General features: G+C 70.4%; 19 protein-coding genes. All 19 read right to left on the minus strand.

Features of this window, described 5'->3' with window-relative positions; genetic code table 11:
• Window positions 1–3 precede the first annotated feature (3 nt).
• The 19 genes from OG241_RS42790 to OG241_RS42880 all read right to left on the minus strand — a co-directional run bounded on the left by OG241_RS42790 (window position 4) and on the right by OG241_RS42880 (window position 22,538).
• Window positions 4–924: an ABC transporter permease gene (locus OG241_RS42790; RefSeq protein ID WP_405823484.1), complete on the minus strand. Its 921-nt coding sequence runs from the start codon at window positions 922–924 to the stop codon at window positions 4–6.
• Complete coding sequence (locus tag OG241_RS42795; protein ID WP_405823485.1) at window positions 911–1,696, minus strand: ABC transporter ATP-binding protein; 786 nt, start codon at window positions 1,694–1,696, stop codon at window positions 911–913. Before OG241_RS42795 ends, OG241_RS42790 begins: the two co-directional genes overlap by 14 nt.
• Window positions 1,697–1,730: 34 nt before the next feature.
• The gene (locus tag OG241_RS42800) at window positions 1,731–2,843 is read right to left on the minus strand and encodes an ABC transporter substrate-binding protein (RefSeq protein ID WP_405823487.1); all 1,113 of its coding nucleotides are present in this window, start codon (window positions 2,841–2,843) and stop codon (window positions 1,731–1,733) included.
• Between the two features lie 226 nt (window positions 2,844–3,069).
• A complete protein-coding gene (locus OG241_RS42805) occupies window positions 3,070–4,407 on the minus strand; it encodes a sulfate adenylyltransferase subunit 1 (RefSeq protein WP_405823489.1) in 1,338 nt (445 codons plus the stop codon).
• A 2-nt stretch (window positions 4,408–4,409) separates the two neighbouring features.
• Window positions 4,410–5,351: a sulfate adenylyltransferase subunit CysD gene (gene cysD / locus OG241_RS42810; protein WP_405823491.1), complete on the minus strand. Its 942-nt coding sequence runs from the start codon at window positions 5,349–5,351 to the stop codon at window positions 4,410–4,412.
• Window positions 5,348–5,953 carry an adenylyl-sulfate kinase gene (cysC, locus tag OG241_RS42815; protein WP_405823493.1) on the minus strand — a complete coding sequence of 202 codons (606 nt, stop codon included), beginning with the start codon at window positions 5,951–5,953 and terminating at the stop codon, window positions 5,348–5,350. Before cysC ends, cysD begins: the two co-directional genes overlap by 4 nt.
• Window positions 5,953–6,663: a phosphoadenylyl-sulfate reductase gene (locus OG241_RS42820; protein ID WP_405823495.1), complete on the minus strand. Its 711-nt coding sequence runs from the start codon at window positions 6,661–6,663 to the stop codon at window positions 5,953–5,955. The genes cysC and OG241_RS42820 overlap by 1 nt, the downstream gene beginning before the upstream one ends.
• Window positions 6,660–6,839, minus strand: a complete 180-nt coding sequence (locus tag OG241_RS42825; RefSeq protein WP_319095786.1) for a hypothetical protein — start codon at window positions 6,837–6,839, stop codon at window positions 6,660–6,662. The genes OG241_RS42820 and OG241_RS42825 overlap by 4 nt, the downstream gene beginning before the upstream one ends.
• Complete coding sequence (locus tag OG241_RS42830; protein WP_405823497.1) at window positions 6,836–8,530, minus strand: nitrite/sulfite reductase; 1,695 nt, start codon at window positions 8,528–8,530, stop codon at window positions 6,836–6,838. The genes OG241_RS42825 and OG241_RS42830 overlap by 4 nt, the downstream gene beginning before the upstream one ends.
• Window positions 8,531–8,652: 122 nt before the next feature.
• On the minus strand, window positions 8,653–8,736 hold the full coding sequence (locus OG241_RS42835; RefSeq protein WP_309486338.1) for a putative leader peptide: 84 nt from the start codon (window positions 8,734–8,736) through the stop codon (window positions 8,653–8,655).
• Between the two features lie 150 nt (window positions 8,737–8,886).
• Entirely contained in the window at window positions 8,887–9,459 is a 573-nt protein-coding gene (locus tag OG241_RS42840; RefSeq protein ID WP_405823499.1) for a GNAT family N-acetyltransferase, read from the minus strand.
• A 140-nt stretch (window positions 9,460–9,599) separates the two neighbouring features.
• On the minus strand, window positions 9,600–10,997 hold the full coding sequence (locus tag OG241_RS42845) for a hypothetical protein (protein WP_405823500.1): 1,398 nt from the start codon (window positions 10,995–10,997) through the stop codon (window positions 9,600–9,602).
• A 191-nt stretch (window positions 10,998–11,188) separates the two neighbouring features.
• A complete protein-coding gene (locus OG241_RS42850) occupies window positions 11,189–12,487 on the minus strand; it encodes a GAF domain-containing protein (protein WP_405826740.1) in 1,299 nt (432 codons plus the stop codon).
• Window positions 12,488–12,819: 332 nt separating this feature from the next.
• Window positions 12,820–14,454, minus strand: coding sequence for an acyl-CoA dehydrogenase family protein (locus OG241_RS42855; RefSeq protein WP_405823502.1), 1,635 nt, complete (start codon window positions 14,452–14,454; stop codon window positions 12,820–12,822).
• A gap of 76 nt (window positions 14,455–14,530) precedes the next feature.
• Window positions 14,531–15,526, minus strand: coding sequence for a 2,3-diaminopropionate biosynthesis protein SbnA (sbnA, locus tag OG241_RS42860; protein WP_405823504.1), 996 nt, complete (start codon window positions 15,524–15,526; stop codon window positions 14,531–14,533).
• A 94-nt stretch (window positions 15,527–15,620) separates the two neighbouring features.
• On the minus strand, window positions 15,621–16,658 hold the full coding sequence (gene sbnB / locus OG241_RS42865) for a 2,3-diaminopropionate biosynthesis protein SbnB (protein ID WP_405823505.1): 1,038 nt from the start codon (window positions 16,656–16,658) through the stop codon (window positions 15,621–15,623).
• Complete coding sequence (locus tag OG241_RS42870; RefSeq protein WP_405823507.1) at window positions 16,655–17,686, minus strand: TauD/TfdA family dioxygenase; 1,032 nt, start codon at window positions 17,684–17,686, stop codon at window positions 16,655–16,657. Before OG241_RS42870 ends, sbnB begins: the two co-directional genes overlap by 4 nt.
• A 38-nt stretch (window positions 17,687–17,724) precedes the next feature.
• Window positions 17,725–20,085 carry a non-ribosomal peptide synthetase gene (locus OG241_RS42875; protein ID WP_405823509.1) on the minus strand — a complete coding sequence of 787 codons (2,361 nt, stop codon included), beginning with the start codon at window positions 20,083–20,085 and terminating at the stop codon, window positions 17,725–17,727.
• Window positions 20,082–22,538, minus strand: coding sequence for a Pls/PosA family non-ribosomal peptide synthetase (locus OG241_RS42880; protein WP_405826741.1), 2,457 nt, complete (start codon window positions 22,536–22,538; stop codon window positions 20,082–20,084). Before OG241_RS42880 ends, OG241_RS42875 begins: the two co-directional genes overlap by 4 nt.
• Window positions 22,539–22,604: the final 66 nt, after the last annotated feature.

Consider the following 22,604-nt stretch of genomic DNA (forward strand, 5'->3'; position numbering starts at 1 on the left):
GCCTCAGCTTTTCACCATGAGGCCCCGGCTGCGGAGCACCCGCCGTTCCACCGGGCTGAAGATCAGCAGGTCGACGGCGATACCGACGAAGAGGATCAGGAAGATCGCCTCGAAGATCATCGGCATGGAGCTGGCGTTGCGGCCGTTCTCCAGCAGTGCGCCCAGACCGATGCCCAGGTCGGGGGAGGAGGCGATGATCTCCGCCGCCATCAGTGAGCGCCAGGAGAACGCCCAGCCCTGCTTCAGCCCGGCCAGATAGCCCGGCAGCGAGGCGGGCAGGACGATGTGCCAGGCGCCCTTCCAGCCGGTCGCGCCCATCGTGCGGCCCGCCCGCAGGAACAGCGGCGGCACCTGGTCGATGCCGGAGACCAGACCGTTGGCGATGGACGGGACCGCGCCGAGCAGGATCACCGCGTACATCATCGAGTTGTTCAGCCCCAGCCACAGGACCGCCGGCGGCACCCACGCCACCGACGGCAGCGACTGGAGACCCGACAGGACCGGTCCGATCGCCGCCCGGACGAACTTCACCCGGGCCACGACCAGACCCAGTGGGGTGCCGATCGCCAGCGCCAGCAGGAAGCCGAGCAGACCGCGCTCGACACTCGTCCAGATGTAGCCGAGAAGCTTGCCCTTCAGCCAGGAGTCCTTGAACTCGGCCGCCACATCGCCGGGCGAGGGCAGCCTGGTCGGGTCGGTGACGATGTTGAAGGTGATCAGCGCCTGCCAGATCAACAGCACCACGCCGGTCGCGACGAGCGGCGGGAGGATCTTGGCGCGGAAGGTCACCGAGAAGGGTGTGCGCGTGGTGGCCACGTTCTCCAGGGCGTCCAGACCGGCCTCCAGGCCGCCGGTCTGCTGGTTGCCGTCCGCCCGGGCCTGACGCGTGTCCGTCAGGCCCGACTTCGTGTCACTGCTGGCCATGACGGCGGATCTCCCCACGCAGTTGTTCGGTGATCTCGATGGACAGCTCGGCCACGGGGGCGTCCTCGATGCGGCGCGGCTGCGGGATGTCCACCGTCCACTCGTGGGCCACCCGGCCCGGCCGGGACGACAGCAGGACGACGCGCTGCGCGAGCCGCACCGCCTCCCGCACGTTGTGCGTGACGAAGAGAACGGAGACGCCCGTCTCCGCCCAGATCCGGGTCAGCTCGTCGTGCAGGACGTCACGCGTGATGGCGTCGAGCGCGGCGAACGGTTCGTCCATCAGCAGCAGTCGGCTCTCCTGGGCCAGCGCCCGGGCCAGTGCGACCCGCTGGCGCATACCGCCGGACAGCTCGTGCACCCGCTTGCCGTACGAGTCCTGCAGCCGGACGAGGGCGAGCAGCTCCTCGGCGCGACCGCGTCGCTCGTTCTTCGCAACTCCCCCCAGTTTCAGGGCGAGTTCGATGTTCTTGCCCGCGGTCAGCCACGGGAAGAGGGCGTGCTCCTGGAACATCAGAGCGGGACGCCCGTCGGTCTTGATGCTGCCGGCGCTCGGGTCGTCGAGACCCGCCACCAGGTTGAGCAGTGTGGACTTGCCGCAGCCCGAGGCCCCCAGGAGGGTGACGAACTCACCCGGAGCGACATCGAGCGTGATGTCGTCGAGGACCAGCTGCTGCCCGGCGGGCCCGGCGAAGGACTTCGATACGTGCTCGATTCGGGCGGCGTACTCGACAGACTCGGCCGATTCGGCCTTGGCGATCGCGGTGGCCATGGTCGTCACCTCCTGGGAACTCTCGGGATCGGGACTACTTGACGCCGAGACCGGCGTCGTCGACCGGACTCTCGCCCTCGGCCTTGAGGACGTTGTTGAGCGGCGTGAGGTCGTAGATGCCCTTCAGCAGCGGGTCCTCCAGCAGACCGGCCTTGACCGCGTGCTCCGCCTCGCTGTTGAGGGTGGAGGCCAGCGGGTCGTTGGTGAACTGGATGGACTTCCACGCCGGGTCGATGACCTCGGGCTTCAGGGCCTTGCCGGAGTCGATCGCGAGCTGGGCGTTGGCCGCCGCCTTCGCCGCCTCTGAGTTGGCGTTGATCCACTTGTTGGTGTCGACCGAGGCCTTCAGGACCGCCTCGACGGCCTTCGGGTGCTCCTTGAGGAACTTCTGCGACACGATGATGTTCGTGATCACGAACTTCTTGTCCGGCCACAGGTCCGCCTCGTCGAGCAGCACCTTCGCACCCTCGGCGACCAGCTTGGACGCGGTCGGCTCGGGCACCCACGCGCCGTCGATGGAACCCGACTTGTAGGCGTCCGGGGTCACCTTGTTGTCGGTGCGGACGACCGACACATCGCCCTTGCCGCTCTCCGCGTCGACCTTCCAGCCCTGGTCGGCGATCCAGTTGAGGAACGCCACGTCCTGGGTGTTGCCCAGCTGAGGCGTGGCGATCTTCTTGCCCTTGACGTCCTTGACGGACTTGATCTTCGTCGGGTTGACGACGAGCTTCACACCGCCGGACGCCGAACCGCCGATGATGCGGAGGTTGGTGCCCTTGGACTTGGTGTAGCCGTTGATCGAGGGGGAGGGGCCGATCCAGCCGATGTCGATGGAGCCCGAGTTGAGGGCCTCGATCTCGGACGGGCCGGCGTTGAAGACCTGGTACTTCGCTTCCGTGGCGCCCAGCGCCTTCTGGAAGTACCCCTTGTTCACACCGACCAGCGCGGTGCCGTGGGTCAGGTTGCCGAAGTAGCCGATCTTGACGGAGTCGAGTCCGTCGATCTTCTGGGCTCCGGCGGCGACCTTCGCCTTGGAGCTGTCGTCCTTCGAGTCCGACCCGTAACCGCAGGCGGCGAGCGTCAGGAGGGGGAGTGCGGTCGCTACGGCGAGGCCGCGGCGGAGGAGTGCTGAGCGGTTGGCAGGCACGGGAGGTTTTCCTCTCGTTGGCCCGGCGGTCACGCCCTCAGGTCGTGGCCGGGAGGTCGGCAGGTCTTCGTCGTCGGGACGTCCGGTGGGGGGACAGGGCGCGCAAGCGGTGCGCGTACGTCAACACGCACATCGCCCCACCCCGCCCTGCCCGCTGCCGAGGGCGCCGCTGCCGACGCGGCCGCCCTCCTTCGCGAACGTGGAGTAGTAGTCGGTGCCGTTCATGTCAGAAGTCCCACCCGTCGTCCTCGGCCTCGTCCTTGACGGGCTCCGGGGACGCGAACGACTCGCCGACCATGCCCGCGGTGAGCGTGGTGCCGTCGTTCGGGTCGATCAGGATGAACGAGCCGGTGCGCCGCGAGTCGGCGTACGAGTCGACGGGCAGCGGCTCCGCGGTGCGGATCTTCACGCGGCCGATGTCGTTGGCGACGAGCTGTCCCGGATGCGGGTGCAGGGACAGGTCGTCGAGCGTGAGACGGGACGGGATGTCCTTGACGATCGCCTTGACCGTGCGGGTGCCGTGCTTGAGGAGCACCCGGTGGCCGACCGTCAGCGGCGCGTCGGCGACATGGCACACGGTCGCCTCGACGTCCTGCGTGGTCGGCGGCGCGTCCTTGCTGGGCACGATCAGGTCGCCGCGCGAGATGTCGATGTCGTCCTCCAGGAGGACGGTCACCGACTGGGTGGTGTAGGCGACGTCGACCGCCACGCCGAGCAGGTCGATACCGGCGATCCTCGACGCGTGGCCGGACGGCAGGACCGTCACGGACTCGCCGACGCGGAAGGAACCGGCGGCGATCTGGCCCGCGTAGCCCCGGTAGTCGGGGTGCTCGGCGGTCTGCGGCCGGATCACGTACTGCACGGGGAGACGGGCGTGGCAGTGGCTCAGGTCGTGGGCGACCGGGACCGTCTCCAGGTGCTCCAGGAAGGTCGGCCCGCCGTACCAGTCCATGTTCGCGGACGGGTCCACCACGTTGTCGCCGGCCAGCGCCGAGATCGGGATCGCGGTGATCTCGGGGACGCCCAGCTCCAGCGCGTACGCCGTGAACTCCTCGGCGATGGCGGCGAACACGGACTCCTGGTAGTCGACCAGGTCCATCTTGTTGACCGCGAGCACCACGTGCGGGACGCGCAGCAGAGCCGCGAGGGCCGCGTGTCGGCGGGTCTGCTCGACGACGCCGTTGCGGGCGTCGATGAGGATCACCGTCAGCTCGGCCGTGGAGGCACCCGTCACCATGTTGCGGGTGTACTGCACATGGCCGGGCGTGTCGGCGAGGATGAACCGGCGCTTCGGTGTCGCGAAGTAGCGGTACGCGACATCGATGGTGATGCCCTGCTCGCGCTCGGCGCGCAGGCCGTCCGTGAGCAGCGCGAGGTCGGGGGTGTCCTGGCCGCGGCTGGCCGAGACGCGCTCCACCGCCTCCAGCTGGTCGCTGAGGATCGACTTGGAGTCGTGCAGCAGCCGGCCCACGAGGGTGGACTTGCCGTCGTCGACGGAACCGGCGGTGGCGAACCGCAGGAGCGTCGTCTCGGCCAGTTCGGTGAGTTCCGTGGTCGTGGTCATGACTAGAAGTACCCCTCGCGCTTACGGTCTTCCATCGCGGCCTCGGACAGCTTGTCGTCGGCGCGGGTGGCACCCCGCTCGGTGAGCCGGGAGGCGGCGATCTCGGCGATGACGTCGTCCAGTGTCACCGCGTCGGAGTCGACCGCGCCCGTGCAGGACATGTCACCGACCGTGCGGTAGCGGACCTGGCGCTTCTCGACGGTCTCGTCGGCCTTGGGGCCGCCCCACTCGCCGGCGGTCAGCCACATCCCGGCCCGCTGGAACACCTCACGCTCGTGCGCGAAGTAGATGTCCGGCAGCTCGATGCCCTCACGGGCGATGTACTGCCAGACGTCCAGCTCGGTCCAGTTGGAGAGAGGGAACACGCGGACGTGCTCGCCGGGCGCGTGCCGCCCGTTGTAGAGGTTCCACAGCTCGGGGCGCTGCCGGCGCGGGTCCCACTGCGAGAACTCGTCCCGCAGCGAGAACACCCGCTCCTTCGCCCGGGCCTTCTCCTCGTCCCGGCGCCCGCCGCCGAAGACGGCGTCGAACTTCTCGGCCTGGATCTTCTCTGTCAGCGGCAGCGTCTGCAGCGGGTTGCGCACCCCGTCCGGACGCTCCTTCAGCACCCCGCGGTCGATGTAGTCCTGCACGGAGGCGACATGCAGCCGCAGCCCGTGCCGCTCGACCGCGCGGTCCCGGTAGTCCAGCACCTCGGGGAAGTTGTGCCCGGTGTCGACGTGCAGCAGCGTGAAGGGGATCGCCGCGGGGGCGAAGGCCTTCAGCGCCAGATGCAGCATGACGATGGAGTCCTTGCCGCCGGAGAAGAGGATCACCGGCCGCTCGAACTCACCCGCCACCTCGCGGAAGATGTGCACGGCCTCGGACTCGAGGGCGTCCAGGTGGGAGAGGGTGTACGGGGCGTCCGTCTCGCCCCCGTGCGCCTTGGCAACGGTGGTCGTCATGCCAGTCCCCTCTCGGTGAGCAGCGCGTGGACGGCCGCCGCGGACTCCTGGACGGTCTGGTCCTGCGACTCGATCCGCAGATCGGGCGTCTCGGGCTCCTCGTACGGGTCGTCGACCCCGGTGAGACCGGTCAGCTCGCCCGCGGCCTGCTTGGCGTAGAGACCCTTCACATCGCGTACGGAGCACACCTCGACCGGGGTCGCCACATGCACCTCGACGTACGCGGCGCCGCTCTCCTGGTGACGCTTGCGCACCGCCTCGCGGCTGTCCGAGTACGGCGCGATCACCGGGACCAGCGTCTTGACGCCGTTACGGGCGAGCAGTTCGGCGAGGAAGCCGATGCGCTGCACGTTCGTGTGCCGGTCCTCGCGGCTGAAGCCGAGGCCCGCCGAGATGAACTCACGGATCTCGTCGCCGTCCAGCACCTCGACGAGGTGGCCCTCCTCGCGCAGCCGGCCGGCCAGTTCGTACGCGATGGTGGTCTTGCCGGCGCTCGGCAGACCCGTGAGCCATACGGTGGCTCCGGTCGTCACTGGTATCTCCTGGTCGTCGGGGGTCGCGGTCTCCGTCTGAGGCTGAAGCTTGATCTCGGTCTCGGTCATCAGCCGTGCAGCCCGCACTCGGTCTTGCCGCGCCCCGCCCAGCGGCCGGCGCGCGCGTCCTCGCCCTCCAGCACCCGGCGGGTGCAGGGCGCGCAACCGACGGACGCGTAGCCGTCCATCAGCAACGGGTTGGTGAGGACGCCGTGTTCGGCGACGTACGCGTCCACGTCGTCCTGCGTCCAGCGGGCGATCGGGGAGACCTTGACCTTCTGCCGCTTCTCGTCCCAGCCGACGACCGGGGTGTTCGCCCGGGTCGGCGACTCGTCGCGGCGCAGGCCGGTCGCCCAGGCCGCGTACCCCTCGAGGCCGCGCTCCAGGGGCTCGACCTTGCGCAGCTTGCAGCACAGGTCGGGGTCGCGGTCGTGCAGCTTCGGCCCGTACTGGGCGTCCTGCTCGGCGACCGTCTGGACCGGGGTGAGGGTGAGGACACGGACGTCCATCACGGCCTCGACCGCGTCCCGGGTGCCGATCGTCTCGGGGAAGTGGTAGCCGGTGTCGAGGAACACGACGTCCACACCGGGCATCGCGCGGGAGGCGAGGTGGGCGACCACCGCGTCCTCCATGGAGGAGGTCACACAGAACTTGTCACCGAAGGTGGCAGTGGCCCACGTGAGGATCTCCAGTGCGGAGGCGTTCTCCAGGTCACGTCCCGCCTGCTCGGCGAGTGCCTTCAGTTCGTCGGTCGTACGGTCTTCCTGAACCGTGGTCATATCTCGTCCCCTCCGGTTTCCCGGTGCTGAAATCCGCGGGCGAGCAGCCCGAGGAACTTCAACTGGAAGGCTCGATTGCAGGCTCCGCATTCCCAGGCGCCGTGGCCCTGTTCGTTCGGGCGCAGATCCTCGTCGCCGCAATAGGGGCAGTGGAAGGGGGCGGCTCGCTCGCTCATGACAGGGCCTCCTCGGAGGCGCGGGCCGCCCACGTGGCGAACCGCTCGCCGTCCTCGCGCTCGGCCTGGAAGTTCTTCAGCACGCGCTCGACATAGTCCGGCAGCTCCTCCGAAGTCACCTTCAGACCACGGACCTTGCGGCCGAAACCGGCCTCCAGACCGAGGGCGCCGCCCAGGTGGACCTGGAAGCCCTCGACCTGCTCGCCCGCGTCGTTCAGGACCAACTGGCCCTTGAGACCGATGTCCGCGACCTGGATACGGGCGCAGGCGTTCGGGCAGCCGTTGACGTTGATGGTGATCGGCTCGTCGAACTCCGGGATACGGCGTTCCAGTTCGTCGATCAGGGAGGCGCCGCGCGCCTTCGTCTCGACGATCGCGAGCTTGCAGTACTCGATGCCGGTGCAGGCCATCGTGCCGCGCCGGAACGGGGACGGCTTGACGGTGAGGTCGAGCGCCTCCAGGCCCTCGACGAGCGAGGCGACCTGCGCCTCCTCGACATCGAGCACGATCATCTTCTGCTCGACGGTGGTGCTCAGGCGGCCCGAGCCGTGGGCCTCGGCCAGGTCGGCGATCTTCGTGAGGAGCGTGCCGTCCACGCGGCCGACGCGCGGGGCGAAACCGACGTAGAAGCGGCCGTCCTTCTGGCGGTGGACGCCGACGTGGTCGCGCCAGCGCTCGACGGGCTGGGCCGGGGCCGGGCCGTCGGTCAGCTTGCGCTTGAGGTAGTCGTCCTCCAGGACCTGGCGGAACTTCTCCACGCCCCAGTCGGCGAGCAGGAACTTCAGGCGGGCGCGGGTGCGCAGCCGCCGGTAGCCGTGGTCGCGGAAGATCGAGATGACGCCCTCGTAGACGTCCGGGACCTCGTCCAGCGGGACCCAGGCGCCCAGACGCTGGCCGATCTTCGGGTTGGTGGAGAGGCCGCCGCCGACCCAGACGTCGAAACCGGGGCCGTGCTCGGGGTGCTCCACGCCGACGAACGCGATGTCGTTGATCTCGTGCGCCACGTCGAGCAGCGGCGAGCCGGAGATCGCCGACTTGAACTTGCGGGGCAGGTTCGAGAAGTCCTTGTTGCCGATGATCCGGCGCTGGATCACCTCGATGGCGGGCGTGCCGTCGATGATCTCGTCCTCGGCGATCCCGGCGACCGGCGAACCGAGGATGACGCGGGGCGTGTCACCGCAGGCCTCGGTGGTGGACAGACCGACCGCTTCGAGGCGGTTCCAGATCTCCGGGACGTCCTCGATGCGGATCCAGTGGTACTGGACGTTCTGCCGGTCCGTGAGGTCGGCCGTGCCGCGCGCGAACTCCTGCGAGATCTCGCCGATCACCCGCAGCTGGTCGGTGGTGAGCCGGCCGCCGTCGATGCGGACGCGCAGCATGAAGTACTTGTCGTCCAGCTCCTCCGGCTCCAGGATCGCGGTCTTGCCGCCGTCGATCCCGGGCTTGCGCTGGGTGTAGAGCCCCCACCAGCGCATCCGTCCCCGGAGGTCGTTGGGGTCGATCGAGTCGAAGCCGCGCTTGGAGTAGATCGTCTCAATGCGTGTCCGCACGTTGAGACCGTCGTCGTCCTTCTTGAACTGCTCGTTCCCGTTCAGCGGGGTGAAGTGTCCCGCGGCCCACTGACCCTCACCACGGTGACGGCTCACCTTGCGGCGGGGCGCGGCGGCAGGGTTCTGCGGGGTGGCGGCCATGTTTTTGGTCCTTCGGGACAGGCGGAAAGCGGCTCTTACCTGCGCGTACGGGCGCATGGTCAGACTGGCGCGGCTCTGCGCAGGCTGAGGCAAAGGGGGAGATCGGCGGGGCTGAGGGCTCTTCAGCTCGCCGGACAGATGGCGCTGGACATGCGGCCGAGGTCGACGTGCCGCCGACTCACCAAGGCAATCCCAGTTCCAGACATGACGGAAGCGTGTCATGGCGATCTGGACACAGTCCAGCATTGTCCGTCATGCGGACACCCTGGTCTCGTACGGTGAGACGCGGGTGTCCTCGGTCACATGGCGGGGTCACGACAGGTCGAACGGTGCGCGGCCGACCGCTCCTGAGCAGGTCAGACGCTGTACGCGCCCGGCCAGGGGCCGGGTGCGGCCACCTCGGCCTCCTCCTCGACCTTGGTGTCGAAGAGCGCGAAGCCGCGGCGAAGATAGTTGTCCATCGCATGCTCCCCGTCCTTGCTGCATGTATGCAGCCAGACCCGCTTCGTCGGCGCCAGCCCCGGCCACCGGTCCCCGAGGTCCCAGGCCCGGGCGGCCCCGTACGACAGCAGGTGCCCGCCGATCCGCCGGCCCCGGAAGGCGGGGATCAGCCCGAAGTAGACGATCTCCACGACTCCGTCGTCCTGGGGCTCGAACTCCACGTAGCCCGCCGGGGTACCGCGGTCGTAGGCGACCCAGGTCTCCACGCCCGGGCGCTCCAGGTACTCCTGCCAGCGCGCGTACGTCCAGGTCAGCCGGTCGGTCCAGCGGATGTCGCCGCCGACCGAGGCGTACAGGAAGCGGCTGAACTCGGGTGAGGGGACTTCGGCGCGGACGACTCTGACGTCCCCGTCGGGGGTCTCTGCGGGGAGCAGGTCGGTCGGGGTGGTCTGTTGCAGGGACCAGGTGGTCACAGCGATGTTGCTCATAGGGGCCAGGGAACCATGGGTCGTTCGGGTGCGGGTCCGTGGGGGCTGGTCGCGCAGTTCCCCGCGCCCCTGGCGGCGCGCTGTCGCGCGGCCGCTTTATCAGCGCCCGTTTATCAGTGCCCACTCCGGCCGTGTGGGCGTTATCTCAGCGAGTCGGTGATCTGAGACAGAGGTACGGCGTACAGGACGCGTTCCGGGATCGGGGTGCCGAAGCGGTTGTCCGCCGCGCGTTCCGTCAGGGACCAGACCTCGCCGGTGCCCTCCCAGTAGGAGAGGGACTCGGCCTGCTCGCCCCAGCAGCGGCGGGAGCCGTCGTCGGTGCCGCAGCGGGCGGCCTTCGCGCCGTCGGAGTCCAGTCGCCACAGGGTGCCGTGCCGGTCCTTCGAGCCGGGGGCGCGACCGACGTACCAGTCCGCCGTTTCCTCGCCCGGCGACCGGTACGACAGGACACCCTGGATGCCCGTGGCCTTCGTCGAGTAGGCCTCCACCGCGTTCACCCGGCCGAAGGCGTTCGCGGCGAGCAGGCCGGAACGGTCGCCCGCGCGGCTGAACGAGTAACGCCACAGGCGGCTGCGCTGATCGGCGTCCGCCGGGAACCACTCACTGGCGACCAGACTGTCGGGCGTCGAACTGCGGTCCAGGGAGAGTGAGCCGAAACAGGGGACGCCGTCGTCGGCCGCCGGGTCGCACGCCCCGCCGGTCAGGCTGTACGAGGCGACGGCGGGCATGACATAGCCGTAGCCGTGCGCCGACCAGCCGCCGGGCACCCGGCCGACCGCCGGGCTGTCGACCGAGGCACGCTGGATGCGGTTCATGTCGTAGACGTAAAGGGACTTGCGGTCGGTGTCCGCGGCGGAGGCGGTGACCAGTAGTTTGTCCTGGTACCAGACCATCCCGGAGATCGAGGACTCCAGCTTGCGGTAGTCCGAGCCGTCCTCCGTCGGCACGACCAGCAGCACCCAGCGGTACGTCATGTCGCTCAGGTCGTTCGCGTCGATGACGGCGACACGCGCGAGACCCTTGGAGACCTCGGGCTCGTCCGGTTTGGCGTCGTTGTGCGTCCAGCCGGAGAGGATCACCCGGTTGGCGCCCCAGCGGCCGTCCTCGTCCGCGTCACCGGAGGTGGTCACGGACTGCGGCAGCCAGCGCCGGCTGGCGGCATCGGCCTCGTCCCAGCAGTACGCGCGGGTGGCCGTCGGGGCGACGGGCAGCGCCTCGGTCTCGGTCGGGGCGCACTCGTCCGCGGCGCGCATCGTGCGGTTGGTGTGCTCCAGGACGGTGCTCACGCCCACCGTGCCGCCCATGGAGGTGGCCAGCCGGTCGAGCGAACGCTTCGTCGCCAGGTGCTCCTTGAGCTGGAAGTCCTTCAGCTCCGCGGCTGACGTCACGGACTTCAGGGGACCGGGGTTGTCGCTGCTCACGGCCTGGGAGGCGCTGACGATGGTGGCCGCGGCGGTCAGTGCGAGGGCGGTTCCGGCGAGGGCGCCGCGCAGCGCTCTGCCCCTTCGCTGCCTGCGGTGTCGGCCGCGATGTTTCATTCATCCTCCCGAGGCAGGCCAACTGCGGCTCGCGGTCCGTACGTTGAAACCGGGGACGCAGTGTGGGGGGCCGTGGGAAGGATGGTACGTCAGGGGGCGCCGGGCCTGGTCGAATACGCCGGAATCCATGCGCTTGTGTTGCGTTCGGGGGCCGTTCGGACGTGTTTGTTCACCCCGGCGTCACGGCCGGGTCACTGTGCGTCGTCCGGCGCCGTCCACACCCCGGCGGTCTTCTCCGCCGCCCGTCCCCGTGCCACGGCCGGGGCCGTCGAGTGGGGCAGATCGCGGGGATCGTCCGGGAGGAGGACGTCCACTTCCGTGTCCTCGCTGAAGCGGTACGGGCGGTGGTCCAGAAACGCCCCGAGATACCGCCGTATCCGCGACATCTCCGCGCGTACGGTCACGGTGCGGGCCGGGTCCCCGAACACGTCGTCGGCCAGCTCCGCGGCGCTGCGGCCCGCCGGGTGCAGGGCCAGGAGGTACAGCAACTCGGCGTGCCGAGGACTCAGTTCGTGGGTCCAGGAACCCGCCGGGCCCGACACCGTCACCGACGAGCGGCGCGGCCGGCCCAGGTCCAGGACGATCCGTGAGGCGCCGCGCGCCTCGGGCTCGGCGGCTCGGATCAGCCAGCCGCCGGCCAGCGGCTCCACCTCGCACAGTCCCAGCGCCGGCAGCCAACGGCGGCCCGGGGACAACGACTTGGGCAGGGCGACGCGGTTCGTGTACGGCGTACCGGTGACGGCGGCCGTCCAGCCGTCCCGGTCCACCGCCAGGGCCCGCCCGCCGAGCCGCGCCAGCACCGGCGCCGCCGCCGACCGCAGTCGCTCCAACGACCGGTGGTGCCGCTCCCGCAGCCGCGCCTCGGCGAGCTTGGCGACCGAGTCGACCCAGGCGAGCGTCGCCGGATGCATGGTCTCCAGCGGCCCGCTGACATCGACCACGCCGAGCAGCCTGCCGTCGCGCGGGTCGGTGATCGGGGCGCCGGCGCACGTCCAGGCCGCGAGCGACCGTACGAAGTGTTCGGAGGCGAAGACCTGTACGGGGCGCCGGGCGACCATCGGAGTGCCCACGCCGTTGGTGCCGACGACGCCCTCCGCCCAGTCGGCGCCGGGCTCGAACCCGTACGAGTCGGCCCTGCGCAGCACCGGCGTACTGCCCTCGCGCCACAGCACCCTGCCGTCCTCGTCCGCGACGACCACGATGTGCTGGGTGACGTCCGCGGCCGACAACAGCCCCTGCCGCAGCACCGGCAGGACATGCCGCAGCCGGGACGCCTCGCGCCGCCGCTCCAGTTCGTCGCTGGTCAGCAGCCCCGCCCGGACGTCGTGGTCGGGGTCGACGCCACTGCGCAGCATGCGGTCCCATGACTGGTCGATCACCGGGCGGGGCGCCAGCCGCGGTCGCTGTCCGGTGAGGCGGGCCGCGCGTACGTCACTGAGCAGCCGCGCCGCCTGCGCCGTGTCACGGACGGCCAGCCGCGCGACGTCCATCGGCGGGTTCGCCACTGTGTCCTCCCGGCCCGTATTGACTGGATGTCTCATGGTGCCGCCCCGGGGGCGCGGAAGACCACACTCCGCACACACCCGCCAACAAGTTGCAACCCCCCGCAACCCTGGTGAACCGCCCAGCGGTGGCTGAAACTTGGGCGACGCCGTGCGCGGCGTCCGTGCTCCCGAGCGATGCGGGGCAAGTGAGCGGGAGTGGTGCCGTGTCGGCGCAGCACCACTCCCGCGACGCGCTCCGCTGGTTGGGCGGGTCCTTGGCTGCCGGGCGGTGGGGGCTGGTCGCGCAGTTCCCCGCGCCCCTTTCGGGGCGCAGCCCCTCAGTTCACCGGTCGGGCTCGGTCCACCACCGACGCCAGGTCCAGGGTGTGGGGGAGGGTGCCGAAGGCGTTGCCCCAGTCGTTGCCCAGGCGTGAGGCGCAGAAGGCGTCGGCGGTCTCGGGGGGTGCGAAACGGACCAGCAGTGAACCCTGGAGCACCAGCGCGATCCGCTCGACCAGGCGTCGTGCCCGGCCCTCGATGCCCTCCAGGTCGGCGAGTTCGGTCAACAGGTCCTTGATGGCGCCGTCCAGACGGTGGTCCGCCCCACGCGCCTTCCCGACCTCCTGGAGAAACGCGTTGAGCGCGGCGGGCTCCCGCTGGATCGCCCGCAGCACATCCAGCGCCTGTACGTTCCCGGCGCCCTCCCAGATCGAGTTGAGCGGCGACTCGCGCAGCAGCCGCGGCATGCCCGACTCCTCGACGTAGCCGTTGCCGCCGAGACACTCCGACGCCTCCACCACCAGCGGGGTGCAGCGTTTGGTCACCCAGTACTTGGCGGCCGGCAACGCGAGCCGCAGGAACGCCTGTTCCTGCTCGCCGCCGTCGTCGTAGGCGGCGGCCAGCCGCAGCGCGAGCGTCGTCGCCGCCTCCGACTCCAGGGCCAGATCGGCCAGTACGTTGCGCATCAGCGGCTTGTCGACCAGCTTCCCGCCGAACGCCTCGCGGTACGTGCAGTGGTGCACGGCCTGGGCCACCGCCTGCCGCATCAGCGCGGCGGCGCCGAGCACACAGTCGAGCCGGGTCATCGCGACCATCTCGATGATGGTGCGCACCCCGCGCCCCTCGTCCCCGACCCGGCGCACCCACGTCCCGTCGAACTCGACCTCGGCGGACGCGTTGGACCGGTTGCCCAGCTTGTCCTTCAGCCGCTGGATGCGGAACTCGTTGCGCGTGCCGTCGGGCAGCACGCGAGGCAGCAGAAAGCAGGTCACCCCGCCGGGGGCCTGCGCCAGCACCAGGAAACCGTCCGACATGGGCGCCGAGCAGAACCACTTGTGGCCCGTCAGCCCGTACGTCCCGTCCTCGGCGAGCGGCCTCGCGACGGTCGTGTTGGCCCGTACGTCGCTGCCGCCCTGCTTCTCCGTCATGCCCATCCCGAAGAGCACGCCGGCCTTCCGGTCCGCCGGGCCGAGCCCCTCCTCGTAGACGGTGGACGTCAGCCGGGGCTCCCACTCGGCGGCGAGCGCCGGGTCGGTGCGCAGCGCGGGCACCGCCGCGTGGGTCATCGACAGCGGACAGCCGTGGCCCGCCTCGGCCTGCGACCACACCACGAACCCCGCGGCCCGCCGCACATGCCCGCCCGGCCGCGTCCAGGCCGCCGTCAGGCCCGCCGAGACACCCTTGCCGAGCAGTCGGTGCCAGGCCGGATGGAACTCCACCTCGTCGATCCGGTTGCCGTACCGGTCGTGCGTCCGCAGTTTCGGGGGGTTCTCGTTGGCGAGCGCCCCCCATTCCTGCACCTGCGCGGACCCGGCGGAGTTCCCGAGCCCGGAGAGGTCCTCCCGGGCCTCCTCCAGAAGCCCGGGGTCGAGGTGCCGCTCGACGGCCGCCACCAGGGCCTTGTCGGCGGTGAAGACGTCATATCCGACCAGGGGCGGCACCTGGTTGGTCACGGTGTGGGTGCTGGCTGCCATGCGAAGAACGTACCCTCCGGTACGGCGTGTTCACAGGATTCCCGCGCAGCACAGCACCCCGGCCCAAGGCCGCCCGTCAGGCCGGCCGGGAGAGGACCGCCAGTTCGTCGGAGGCCAGCGGGGTCATCTCCTGCTCGCCCTGGTGGGCCTCCAGCCACCCGGGGTGGTACACGGTGTCGAGGTAGCGTTCGCCGAGGTCCGGGGCGATCGCCACCGCCGTGAGGTCACGGCCGTCGTGCCGGGCCAGCCACTGCGTCGCCCCGCTGATCACCGTGCCCGTCGATCCGCCGAACAGGAAGCCCCGGGACGCCAGCCGGCGGCAGACACCCACCGCGTCCGCCTCCTCCACGCGGATCACCTCGTCGACGTACGACTCGTCGAGCAGCTGCGGCCGTACGCTCGTGCCCAGCCCCGGGATCATGCGGGGTCCCGGCGGCCCCCCGAAGGTGACCGAGCCGACGGCGTCCACGGCGACGATCCGCACCCGCCGGTTCCACTGCCAGAACCAGCGCGCGCAGCCCATCAGCGTGCCGGTCGTGCCGGCGCCGACGAACAGGACGTCCAGGCCCGGGAACCGGCGGGCGATCGCCGGTGCCGTCGTACGGTAGTGAGCCCGCCAATTCCCCTGGTTGGTGTACTGGTTGAGCCAGACATACCGCTCGTCGGAGGCGCACAGCGCGCGGACGTACCCGATCCGGGCGCCCAGGAAGCCGCCGCGCAGGTCGGGCTGGTCGATGACGTGCACCCGGCTGCCCAGCGCCTCCATCAGACGGATCGCCTGCGCGTTGCAGCGCGAGTCCGTCACACACAGAAAGCGGTAGCCCCGGCTCGCCGCGAGCACACTGAGCGCCACGCCCAGGTTGCCCGACGAGGACTCCACGAGAACGGCTCCCGGCCGCAGCCCGCCGTCCCGCTCGGCGGCCGTCACCATCTCGTAGGCGGCCTTCATCTTGATCGACCCGGCGAAGTTGAAGCCCTCGCACTTCAGGAAGAGGGGGAGTCCCACGGTGGCCCGGAGGTCGACGTAGAGCTCATCCTCGTTGAAGTCCGATGGCTGGGAAATGACTGGCATGTTGTCCCCCTGTGTGCGGCGCGCCTCTCCTCGGCACGCCTGATCCGTGGCACGGCATCCGGTTAGGGACGCTGCGTCCGACCCCCTGGAGAGGTCAGCCGTGCCGCCGCAGTTCGTGGAAGAAGCCGTCGACGACACGCAGTTCGCCCCGGCGGGCCACCTCGTCGTGGACGAACCTGCCGACGGCGAGGTCGAGCACTCCGAGTCCGAAGGGCGAGAACACCACCGGCCGGTCGACCGGGACCCCGGCACGCCCGGTGAGTACGTCGTCGAGCGTGCCGTCGATGAACTCCCGCCCGCCGGTGAGCTGTTCGGCCAGGTGCGGAGAGGTTTCCGCCTTCAGGCAGTGCTCGACGTCGTCGACGTAGTTCGCCGATTCGAGCAGTATCTCGGGCGCGAGGTCACGCAACGAGACGTGCAGGACGAGCGGGTGGTGGTCGAACCACGACACGTCGTGGATGTGCGGCTTCGCGGCGACGGTGGCGAACACCAGCAAGTCGCTTGACCTGACGAGCTGTTCGGCGCTGTCGTGCACGGTGACCTTGCCGCCGCCGTCCGACCGCTCCAGATAGCCCCGGAAGCCGGTCGCGCTGTCGGCGGACAGGTCGTACACGCCCGTCTCGTCGAACTCCCAGCCGGTGGCGGCCAGATAGGTGTGGATGTAGCGGGCGATGAGCCCCGTCCCGACGAACCCCACCCGGGTCGGCCGAGCGCGCCCCCGGCTCAGCCGGTCGGCGGCCAGCGCGGCCGAGGCCGCCGTTCGGGACGCGCTGATGATGGAACTCTCCAGACAGGCGAACGGATAGCCCGTGTCGTGGTCGTTCAGGATCAGCACGGCCGACGCCCGCGGGATCCCGCTCGCGACGTTCTCCGGGAAACTGGAGACCCACTTCAGCCCGTCCACCCGCACGTCCCCGCCGATCGACGCGGGCAGCGCGATGATCCGCGACGACGGACGGTCCGGGAACCGCAGGAAGTACGAGGGCGGGTTCACCGAGTCCCCGGCCCCGTGCAGCCGGTACACCGCCTCGACCAGGTCGACGACGCCCGACTCCCGCCCCTGGAGGGCTCGTTGGACCTGCTCGCCGGAGACGACGGAGAACGGCGGGACCGTGACAGGGTTCGTGGTCATGAGGCTGTCCCTTCAGTGGTGTCGGCGGAGTCGGTGCGGCGGACCGGGTCGGCCAGGGCGGCGAGAACCTCGCGCGGTCCCTCGAAGGGCTCGCGGCTGTGTGCCGTACGGATGTTGTCGACGAGCAGCAGATCGCCGCCGCGCCACGGTTCGCGCACGGTGTGCGCCTCGTACACCGCGTTGAGGGTCTGGACGACGTTCAGGCCGATCGGATCGCCGTTGCCGTAGCGGGTGTTGAAGGGGAGGCCGTCGGCGCCGTACACGTCGACCAGGTACTCGTGGACCTCCGGGTCCATCGTCCACTCGTTGAGGAACGCGATCTGGTTGAACCAGCAGCGACGACCGGTGACCGGGTGGCGCAGAACGGCGCCGCGGCGCTGGCGGGTGCGCAGGGAGCCGTCCGGTTCCCAGGTGAACTCGATAGCGTGGGCCCGGCAGTAGCGTTCGACCGAGGCCCGGTCGGCGGTGCCGAAGGCCTCGGCGACCGTCGCCCCAATCTCGTCGTTGAACGTCCGGGTGAGCAACCAGCCCTCCTGTTCGAAGCGTTGGACGAGTTCGGCGGGCAGTGCGTCGAGGACGGCCGCCGAGTCGGCCACCCCGGTCGCGCCGCCCTCGGCGGGCGCTTCGAGGCAGGCGAACATCAGCAGACCGGGGAACTCCAGCGCGTAGCTCAGCTCGTGGTGCATGCACATCGGCTGGTTCGGCGGCCACTTGGACGACGAGTACACGCCGTCGGCGTACCGCCGCCGGGGCGCGAAGGCCTCCTGGTCGCTCATCAGGCCGTCGGCCAGCCGCCGCAGCACGGCGCCGGTCGCGGCGGGCTCGTGCAGGCCGAGGCCGCGCACCAGCAGCGAGCCGTGCTCGGCGACTGCCGCGCGCAGCGCGTCCCGGTGGGCGCCCGCCCACTCCACCGCGTCGGAGACGGACGGGGTGCGCAGGATCGGGGGTCGGCCGGGAAGCAGTTCAAGGGCGGGAAGTGCCGCCTGGGGCACGGAAGCCGAGGTCGGCGAGGCGGACGAGAGTGTCATGGTGTCGTCGTTCCTTTCGTGTTGCGGCGCTGTCGTCGTCAGGCGGTCGCGGCCGGTGTGTCCAGCAGCGCGGCCAGGTCCGCGAGGACCGGATGGCGGACGACGTCCTTGAGGGTGATCGCCCGGTTCAGGGCGATCGCGAGCCGGACGGCCGACAGCGAGGTGCCGCCGCGGTCGAAGAAGTGGTCCAGCCGGCCGACCCGGTCCGCCGGCACGCCGAGCGCCTCGGCCCAGGCGGCGGCCAGACGCCTCTCACCTGCGGTTTCCGGCCCGCGCACGCAGTCCCCGGCACCGTCCTCGGCGGAGGCGAGTTCCTCCGCGAGAACGGTGAGCGTCCTGCGGTCCGTCTTGCCGTTGGCGGTGAGCGGCAGCCGCTCCCGCCAGTGCACGGCCGCCGGGACCATGTACGCGGGCAGCGACTCGGCCAACCGCGCCTGGACGGAGGTGAGTTCGCTGCCGGTGCAGAACGCCGCCAGCCGCGCGCCCCGCACGACCACCACGGCGCCGTCCCGGACTCCGGGGACCCGCAGCAGCGCGTTCTCGATCTCGCCGATCTCGATCCGGAAGCCCCGCAGCTTGACCTGGGTGTCGCGGCGGCCGAGGAACTCCAGCCTGCCGTCGGGCAGCCAGCGCCCGTGGTCACCGCTGCGGTAGAGCCGCTCACCGGGCCGGTACGGATCCACGGTGAATGCCGCCGCCGTGCGCTCGGGGTCGTTCACATACCCGCGCCCGACACACACCCCGGAGAACACGATCTCCCCGGGCGCCCCGAGCGGCACGGGCGCGAGGTGTTCGTCGACGACGTACACGCGTACGTTGCGCACGGGCCGGCCGAGCGGGACGCGGGGCCCGTCCGGCACCCGGTCCATCACCTCGTGGTTGGTGTCGTCCGAAGTCTCGGTCAGGCCATAGGCGTTGGCGACCTTGATGCCGGGCTGGGCGGCGAACCAGCGCTGCACCAGCTCCCGCTTCACCGCTTCCCCGGTGACCGACACACAGTGCAGGTCGGGGAGTTGCCGAGGCCGCTGCTCCAACTCGGCCAGTACGGCTTCGAGATACGACGGCACGATCTGGAGGACGTTCACCCCGCCGTCCACGACGGTGTCCACGAACCGGGGCACGTCGAGGATCACGTCCTGTGCGACCAGCAGGGTCCGGCCGCCGACGAGCAGCGCGGACACCAGCTGCCACAGGGAGATGTCGAAGCACTGGGGAGCGGTCTGCGCGACCAACTGCCCCTCACCGACGCCGAGATCCTCCAGCTTGGCGAGGACGTGGTTGACGAAGCCCGCGTGCTCGCACATCGCGCCCTTGGGCTCACCGGTCGACCCGGAGGTGAAGTAGATGTAGGCCAGTTGATCCGCGTCGACCCTCACCCCGAGGTCGTCGTCCGCGTGCCCCTCCGCCCCGATCTCGTCGACGTACAGCCTCGGTACGTCCGTGCCCGTGGCGTCAAGAGTGGTGGTGCTGCCGTGTTCGGTGACGACGAATGCGCACTCGGCGCGGGTGAGGGTGGCGGCGATGCGCTCGGCCGGGAAGTGCGGCTCCACCGGCAGATAGACCCCGCCCGCCTTGAGCACCCCGAGCACAGCCGCCATCCAGTCGAGGTTGCGCTCGGTGACCACGGCGACGACACCCTCACGGGTCAGCCCCCGGGCCAGCAGCGCCCGACCGAGCTGGTTCGCCCGGGAGTTGAGCTGCCGGTAGGTCCACTCCGTCCCGCCCAGCACGGCCGCGACCGCGTCCGGGTGCTTCCGTACCCGCTCCTCGAACAGCTCGTGCACCCGGTGGTCCGGGAGTTCACGGTCCGGTCCCGCCAACCCGTCGAGCTGGAAGGCGAGTTCGTCTTCCGACAGCAGACTCTGCCGTTGGTGGTCGGCGTCCGGTTCGGCGGTCATCAGGGAGAGCGCGGCGAGGTGGTAGCCGGCGATCCGGGCGGCGGCGCCGGCATCGAGGACGTCGGTACGGTGCCGCAGCCGCAGGGTGCGCTCACCGACACTCAGGTGCAGCACGGCGCCGTCGACTGCGGGTTCGCGGGGTTCGCTGGGTTCACCGCTGTGCGGGTCGAGCACGGTCTCGTACGACGCGGTGTTCGCCTCGGTCGGCGCGTTCGCCTCGTCGGCGAGGTCCGTGAGTGCCAGCAGCTCCCGCCAGGAGCCGGGGTCGACCACCATCCGGCGGGGCACGGGCCGTTCGCCCTTCACCGCCACGTACCCGGTGGTGACCTCCCGCTCGCCGGAGAGCAGGGCCAGGACCTTGGCGTGCGCGGCGAGCAGCGCGGACTCGAACGAGGCCGACCTCAACAGACCGGCGTCGAGCGGGACTTCGTACGACGCGTACCGCGCCTGCTCGGGCGCGCCCGCCGCCCGGTCGGAGATCCAGCGTGGAATGGTGTTCACAGGACTGCCCCCGTTGCTGTCTGTGCGATGCGTGCGGTGTGTGCGATGTGTGCGTCGTCCGTGCCGGGTGCGATCTGGTCGCTGCGCAGGGCCACCGCCGGGTTGCCGCCCCAGCGGGCCAGGCACGGCACGTCCTCGCCCTTCATCAGGAAGGAGTCCGGGGCGAGTTGGGAGCCGTCGCCCATCGTCACGCCGTAGTGGACGAGCGCGCCGGTGCCGAGCGTGACGCCCGCGCCGAGGACGATGTGGTCGGACTTGTAGGTGCCGTCCTCCTGCGAGTGGGCCTGGATCTTGCTGTGGGCGCCGAGCGTGCAGTCGTCGCCGATCGTGGTGAGCGTGCGCTCGGTGATGATGGCGCCGTCGTCGAAGACCCGGCGTCCGATGCGGACGCCCATCAGCCGCCACAGCAGGTTCTTGAACGGCGTCCCGTTGAACACAACCAGGAAGTCGACGGGCACCTTCCACAGCCGTTCCTGCCACCAGAAGTGCGGGTCGTAGATGGACACCAGCCGCGGCACCAGACGCCGGAAACGAGTGATGAGCCGCTCGACCAGCACGTAGTACCCGGCGGTGAGCACGAGCCCGAGGACCAGGGAGGCGCCGACCAGTGCGCCGGCCGCGACGCCGCGCGTGCCCGGCACGGCGAGGGCGGCGAAGCCGAGCACCGTCAGGAGGAAGGAGTGCAGCCAGCGGACGAACAGGAACAGGCACATCGAGCGCAGGTTGTAGCGGTTCTTCGCGGCGAGCCTGCGGTGGAACTCGTCGCCCTCCCGTAGATGGTCGAAGCTGCTGTCGCGCTCCACCGACCGCGGAATCTCGAAGGCCGGTGAGCCCAACAGGCCGACGTTCTCGCGGAGTTCGCCGTCGAGCGGCACGAGCACCTTGGTCGCCAGGAGCACGTTCTCCCCGGTGCGGCCACCGGCGGGGTACGCGATGTGGTTGCCGAGGAAGCTGTGCGCTCCGATCGACGCGCGCGAGACGCGGAAGGACGTGGCGGAGTAGTCGGTGTTGAGGACCGACAGCCCGTCGGCGACCATCGTGCCGCTGCCCACGGAGACCAGGAACGGGTTCTCGTGCCCCACCTCCGTACCGAAGTTGGAGCCGGTCTGCTCGACGTGCGAGAGGTCGTAACCGATGGCCCGCAGATAGTGGACGATGTACGAGCTGTCGCCGCACAGCCACTTGAAGAACTTGAGGTTGGTCAGCCGCGCCACGGCCCGCTGCGCCGAGTAGTGCGGGCCGTACAGCGGATAGACCTGGCCCGGCCGGATCACCAGGTTCAGCAGCCGGGGAACCAGGGACACGGCCACGGCTCCGACGACGATCACGACGCCGAAGAGCGCCAGGGACAGGCCCACGGCTTCGGCGTAGAAGCGGACGGAGGTCATGCCGGCCAGGTCCGGGTCGACCAGTGACTTGAGGCGGGGGGCCAGGTCGAGCAGCAGGAACCCGCCCCCGGCCGTCAACGGTACGTACACCAGCAGAAGCTGGAGGAGACTCGCGAGGCCGTAGGCGGCCCGTCGCAGGGTGGAGCAGCGGGCCTCGGGGATCCGTACGTAGTCCACGTCCGTGGGCTGCGCGGGCGAGCCGTGCCCACGCAGACCCGCGGGCACCGTCTGGCCCTCGAACAGCGCGGACGCGTGGCCGAGTTGGGACCCGTCGCCCATCGACGTGCCGATGTCGAGGACGGTCTTCTCACCGATGTGGACGTTCCTGCCGAGAGTCACCGGGCCGGTCCGGACGCGTCCGGCGACGACCCGGTAGCAGAGGAAGTAGGAGTCCTTGCGGATGACCGTGTTCGCGCCGACCGTGAGCAGGTCGGTGCAGACCGGGAGGGCCGGCGAGAGGATCGTCACGCCCTTGCCGATCCGCGCCCCGAGCGCCCGCAGGTAGAGCACGTAGAGCGGGTTCCCGGTGAACAGGCGCATCGGGTTGGCGCTCAGCAGCGCCCTGACCGTCCAGAAGCGCAGATAGGCGAGCCCCCAGACGGGGAACTCGGTCACCTGCCACCGGCCGACCAGCACCCACTTGGCGACCACCGGCAGCACGCACATCCCGACGAACACGGCGCCGCCGAACACCACCGACCGAAGATAGACGTGGGCGGCCCCCGAACCGGCGCTGATCCACTGGTAGCCCTCGACCGTGACGAGCCCGGCGAGGAAGCAGTAGGCGGCGAAGATGAGCAACTGCGCGGCCCCGCACAGCACATAGCGCGAGGTACTGCCGGGCACCGGGGCCTCGGCCGGCGGCGCGACGGGCGCCTCGGCGGGGGCGTCGGTGAGAGCCGCCGCGAGACTCCGGATCGTCGGATGGCCGTACACGTCCTTCATCGACACCGACGGCAGATCGTCGCGCTTCCTGACCCGGGCGCAGAAGTGCGCCATGACCAGTGAGTTGGCGCCGAGATCGTCGAAGAAGTGGCTGTCCAGCGGGACATGGTCGCTCTTCATGACACCCGCGAGCACCTCGGCGAGGATCCGCTCGGTGGCGCCCCCGGCGCCGGACGTGTCCCTGGT

This window comes from Streptomyces sp. NBC_01390 (genome assembly GCF_045040105.1).
Lineage (GTDB): Bacteria > Actinomycetota > Actinomycetes > Streptomycetales > Streptomycetaceae > Streptomyces.

Excerpts from the sequence above, each read along its gene's own strand:
- sbnB (WP_405823505.1), bottom strand. The coding sequence starts at position 16,658 with ATGACCACGAACCCTGTCACGGTCCCGCCGTTCTCCGTCGTCTCCGGC.
- OG241_RS42880 (WP_405826741.1), bottom strand. The coding sequence starts at position 22,538 with ATGAAGAGCGACCATGTCCCGCTGGACAGCCACTTCTTCGACGATCTC.
- OG241_RS42845 (WP_405823500.1), bottom strand. The coding sequence starts at position 10,997 with ATGAAACATCGCGGCCGACACCGCAGGCAGCGAAGGGGCAGAGCGCTG.
- OG241_RS42835 (WP_309486338.1), bottom strand. The coding sequence starts at position 8,736 with ATGTCTGGAACTGGGATTGCCTTGGTGAGTCGGCGGCACGTCGACCTC.
- OG241_RS42855 (WP_405823502.1), bottom strand. The coding sequence starts at position 14,454 with ATGGCAGCCAGCACCCACACCGTGACCAACCAGGTGCCGCCCCTGGTC.
- cysC (WP_405823493.1), bottom strand. The coding sequence starts at position 5,953 with ATGACCGAGACCGAGATCAAGCTTCAGCCTCAGACGGAGACCGCGACC.
- sbnA (WP_405823504.1), bottom strand. The coding sequence starts at position 15,526 with ATGCCAGTCATTTCCCAGCCATCGGACTTCAACGAGGATGAGCTCTAC.
- OG241_RS42850 (WP_405826740.1), bottom strand. The coding sequence starts at position 12,487 with ATGGACGTCGCGCGGCTGGCCGTCCGTGACACGGCGCAGGCGGCGCGG.
- OG241_RS42870 (WP_405823507.1), bottom strand. The coding sequence starts at position 17,686 with ATGACACTCTCGTCCGCCTCGCCGACCTCGGCTTCCGTGCCCCAGGCG.
- OG241_RS42830 (WP_405823497.1), bottom strand. The coding sequence starts at position 8,530 with ATGGCCGCCACCCCGCAGAACCCTGCCGCCGCGCCCCGCCGCAAGGTG.
- OG241_RS42820 (WP_405823495.1), bottom strand. The coding sequence starts at position 6,663 with ATGACCACGGTTCAGGAAGACCGTACGACCGACGAACTGAAGGCACTC.
- OG241_RS42825 (WP_319095786.1), bottom strand. The coding sequence starts at position 6,839 with ATGAGCGAGCGAGCCGCCCCCTTCCACTGCCCCTATTGCGGCGACGAG.
- OG241_RS42840 (WP_405823499.1), bottom strand. The coding sequence starts at position 9,459 with ATGAGCAACATCGCTGTGACCACCTGGTCCCTGCAACAGACCACCCCG.
- OG241_RS42805 (WP_405823489.1), bottom strand. The coding sequence starts at position 4,407 with ATGACCACGACCACGGAACTCACCGAACTGGCCGAGACGACGCTCCTG.
- OG241_RS42795 (WP_405823485.1), bottom strand. The coding sequence starts at position 1,696 with ATGGCCACCGCGATCGCCAAGGCCGAATCGGCCGAGTCTGTCGAGTAC.
- OG241_RS42790 (WP_405823484.1), bottom strand. The coding sequence starts at position 924 with ATGGCCAGCAGTGACACGAAGTCGGGCCTGACGGACACGCGTCAGGCC.
- cysD (WP_405823491.1), bottom strand. The coding sequence starts at position 5,351 with ATGACGACCACCGTTGCCAAGGCGCACGGGGGCGAGACGGACGCCCCG.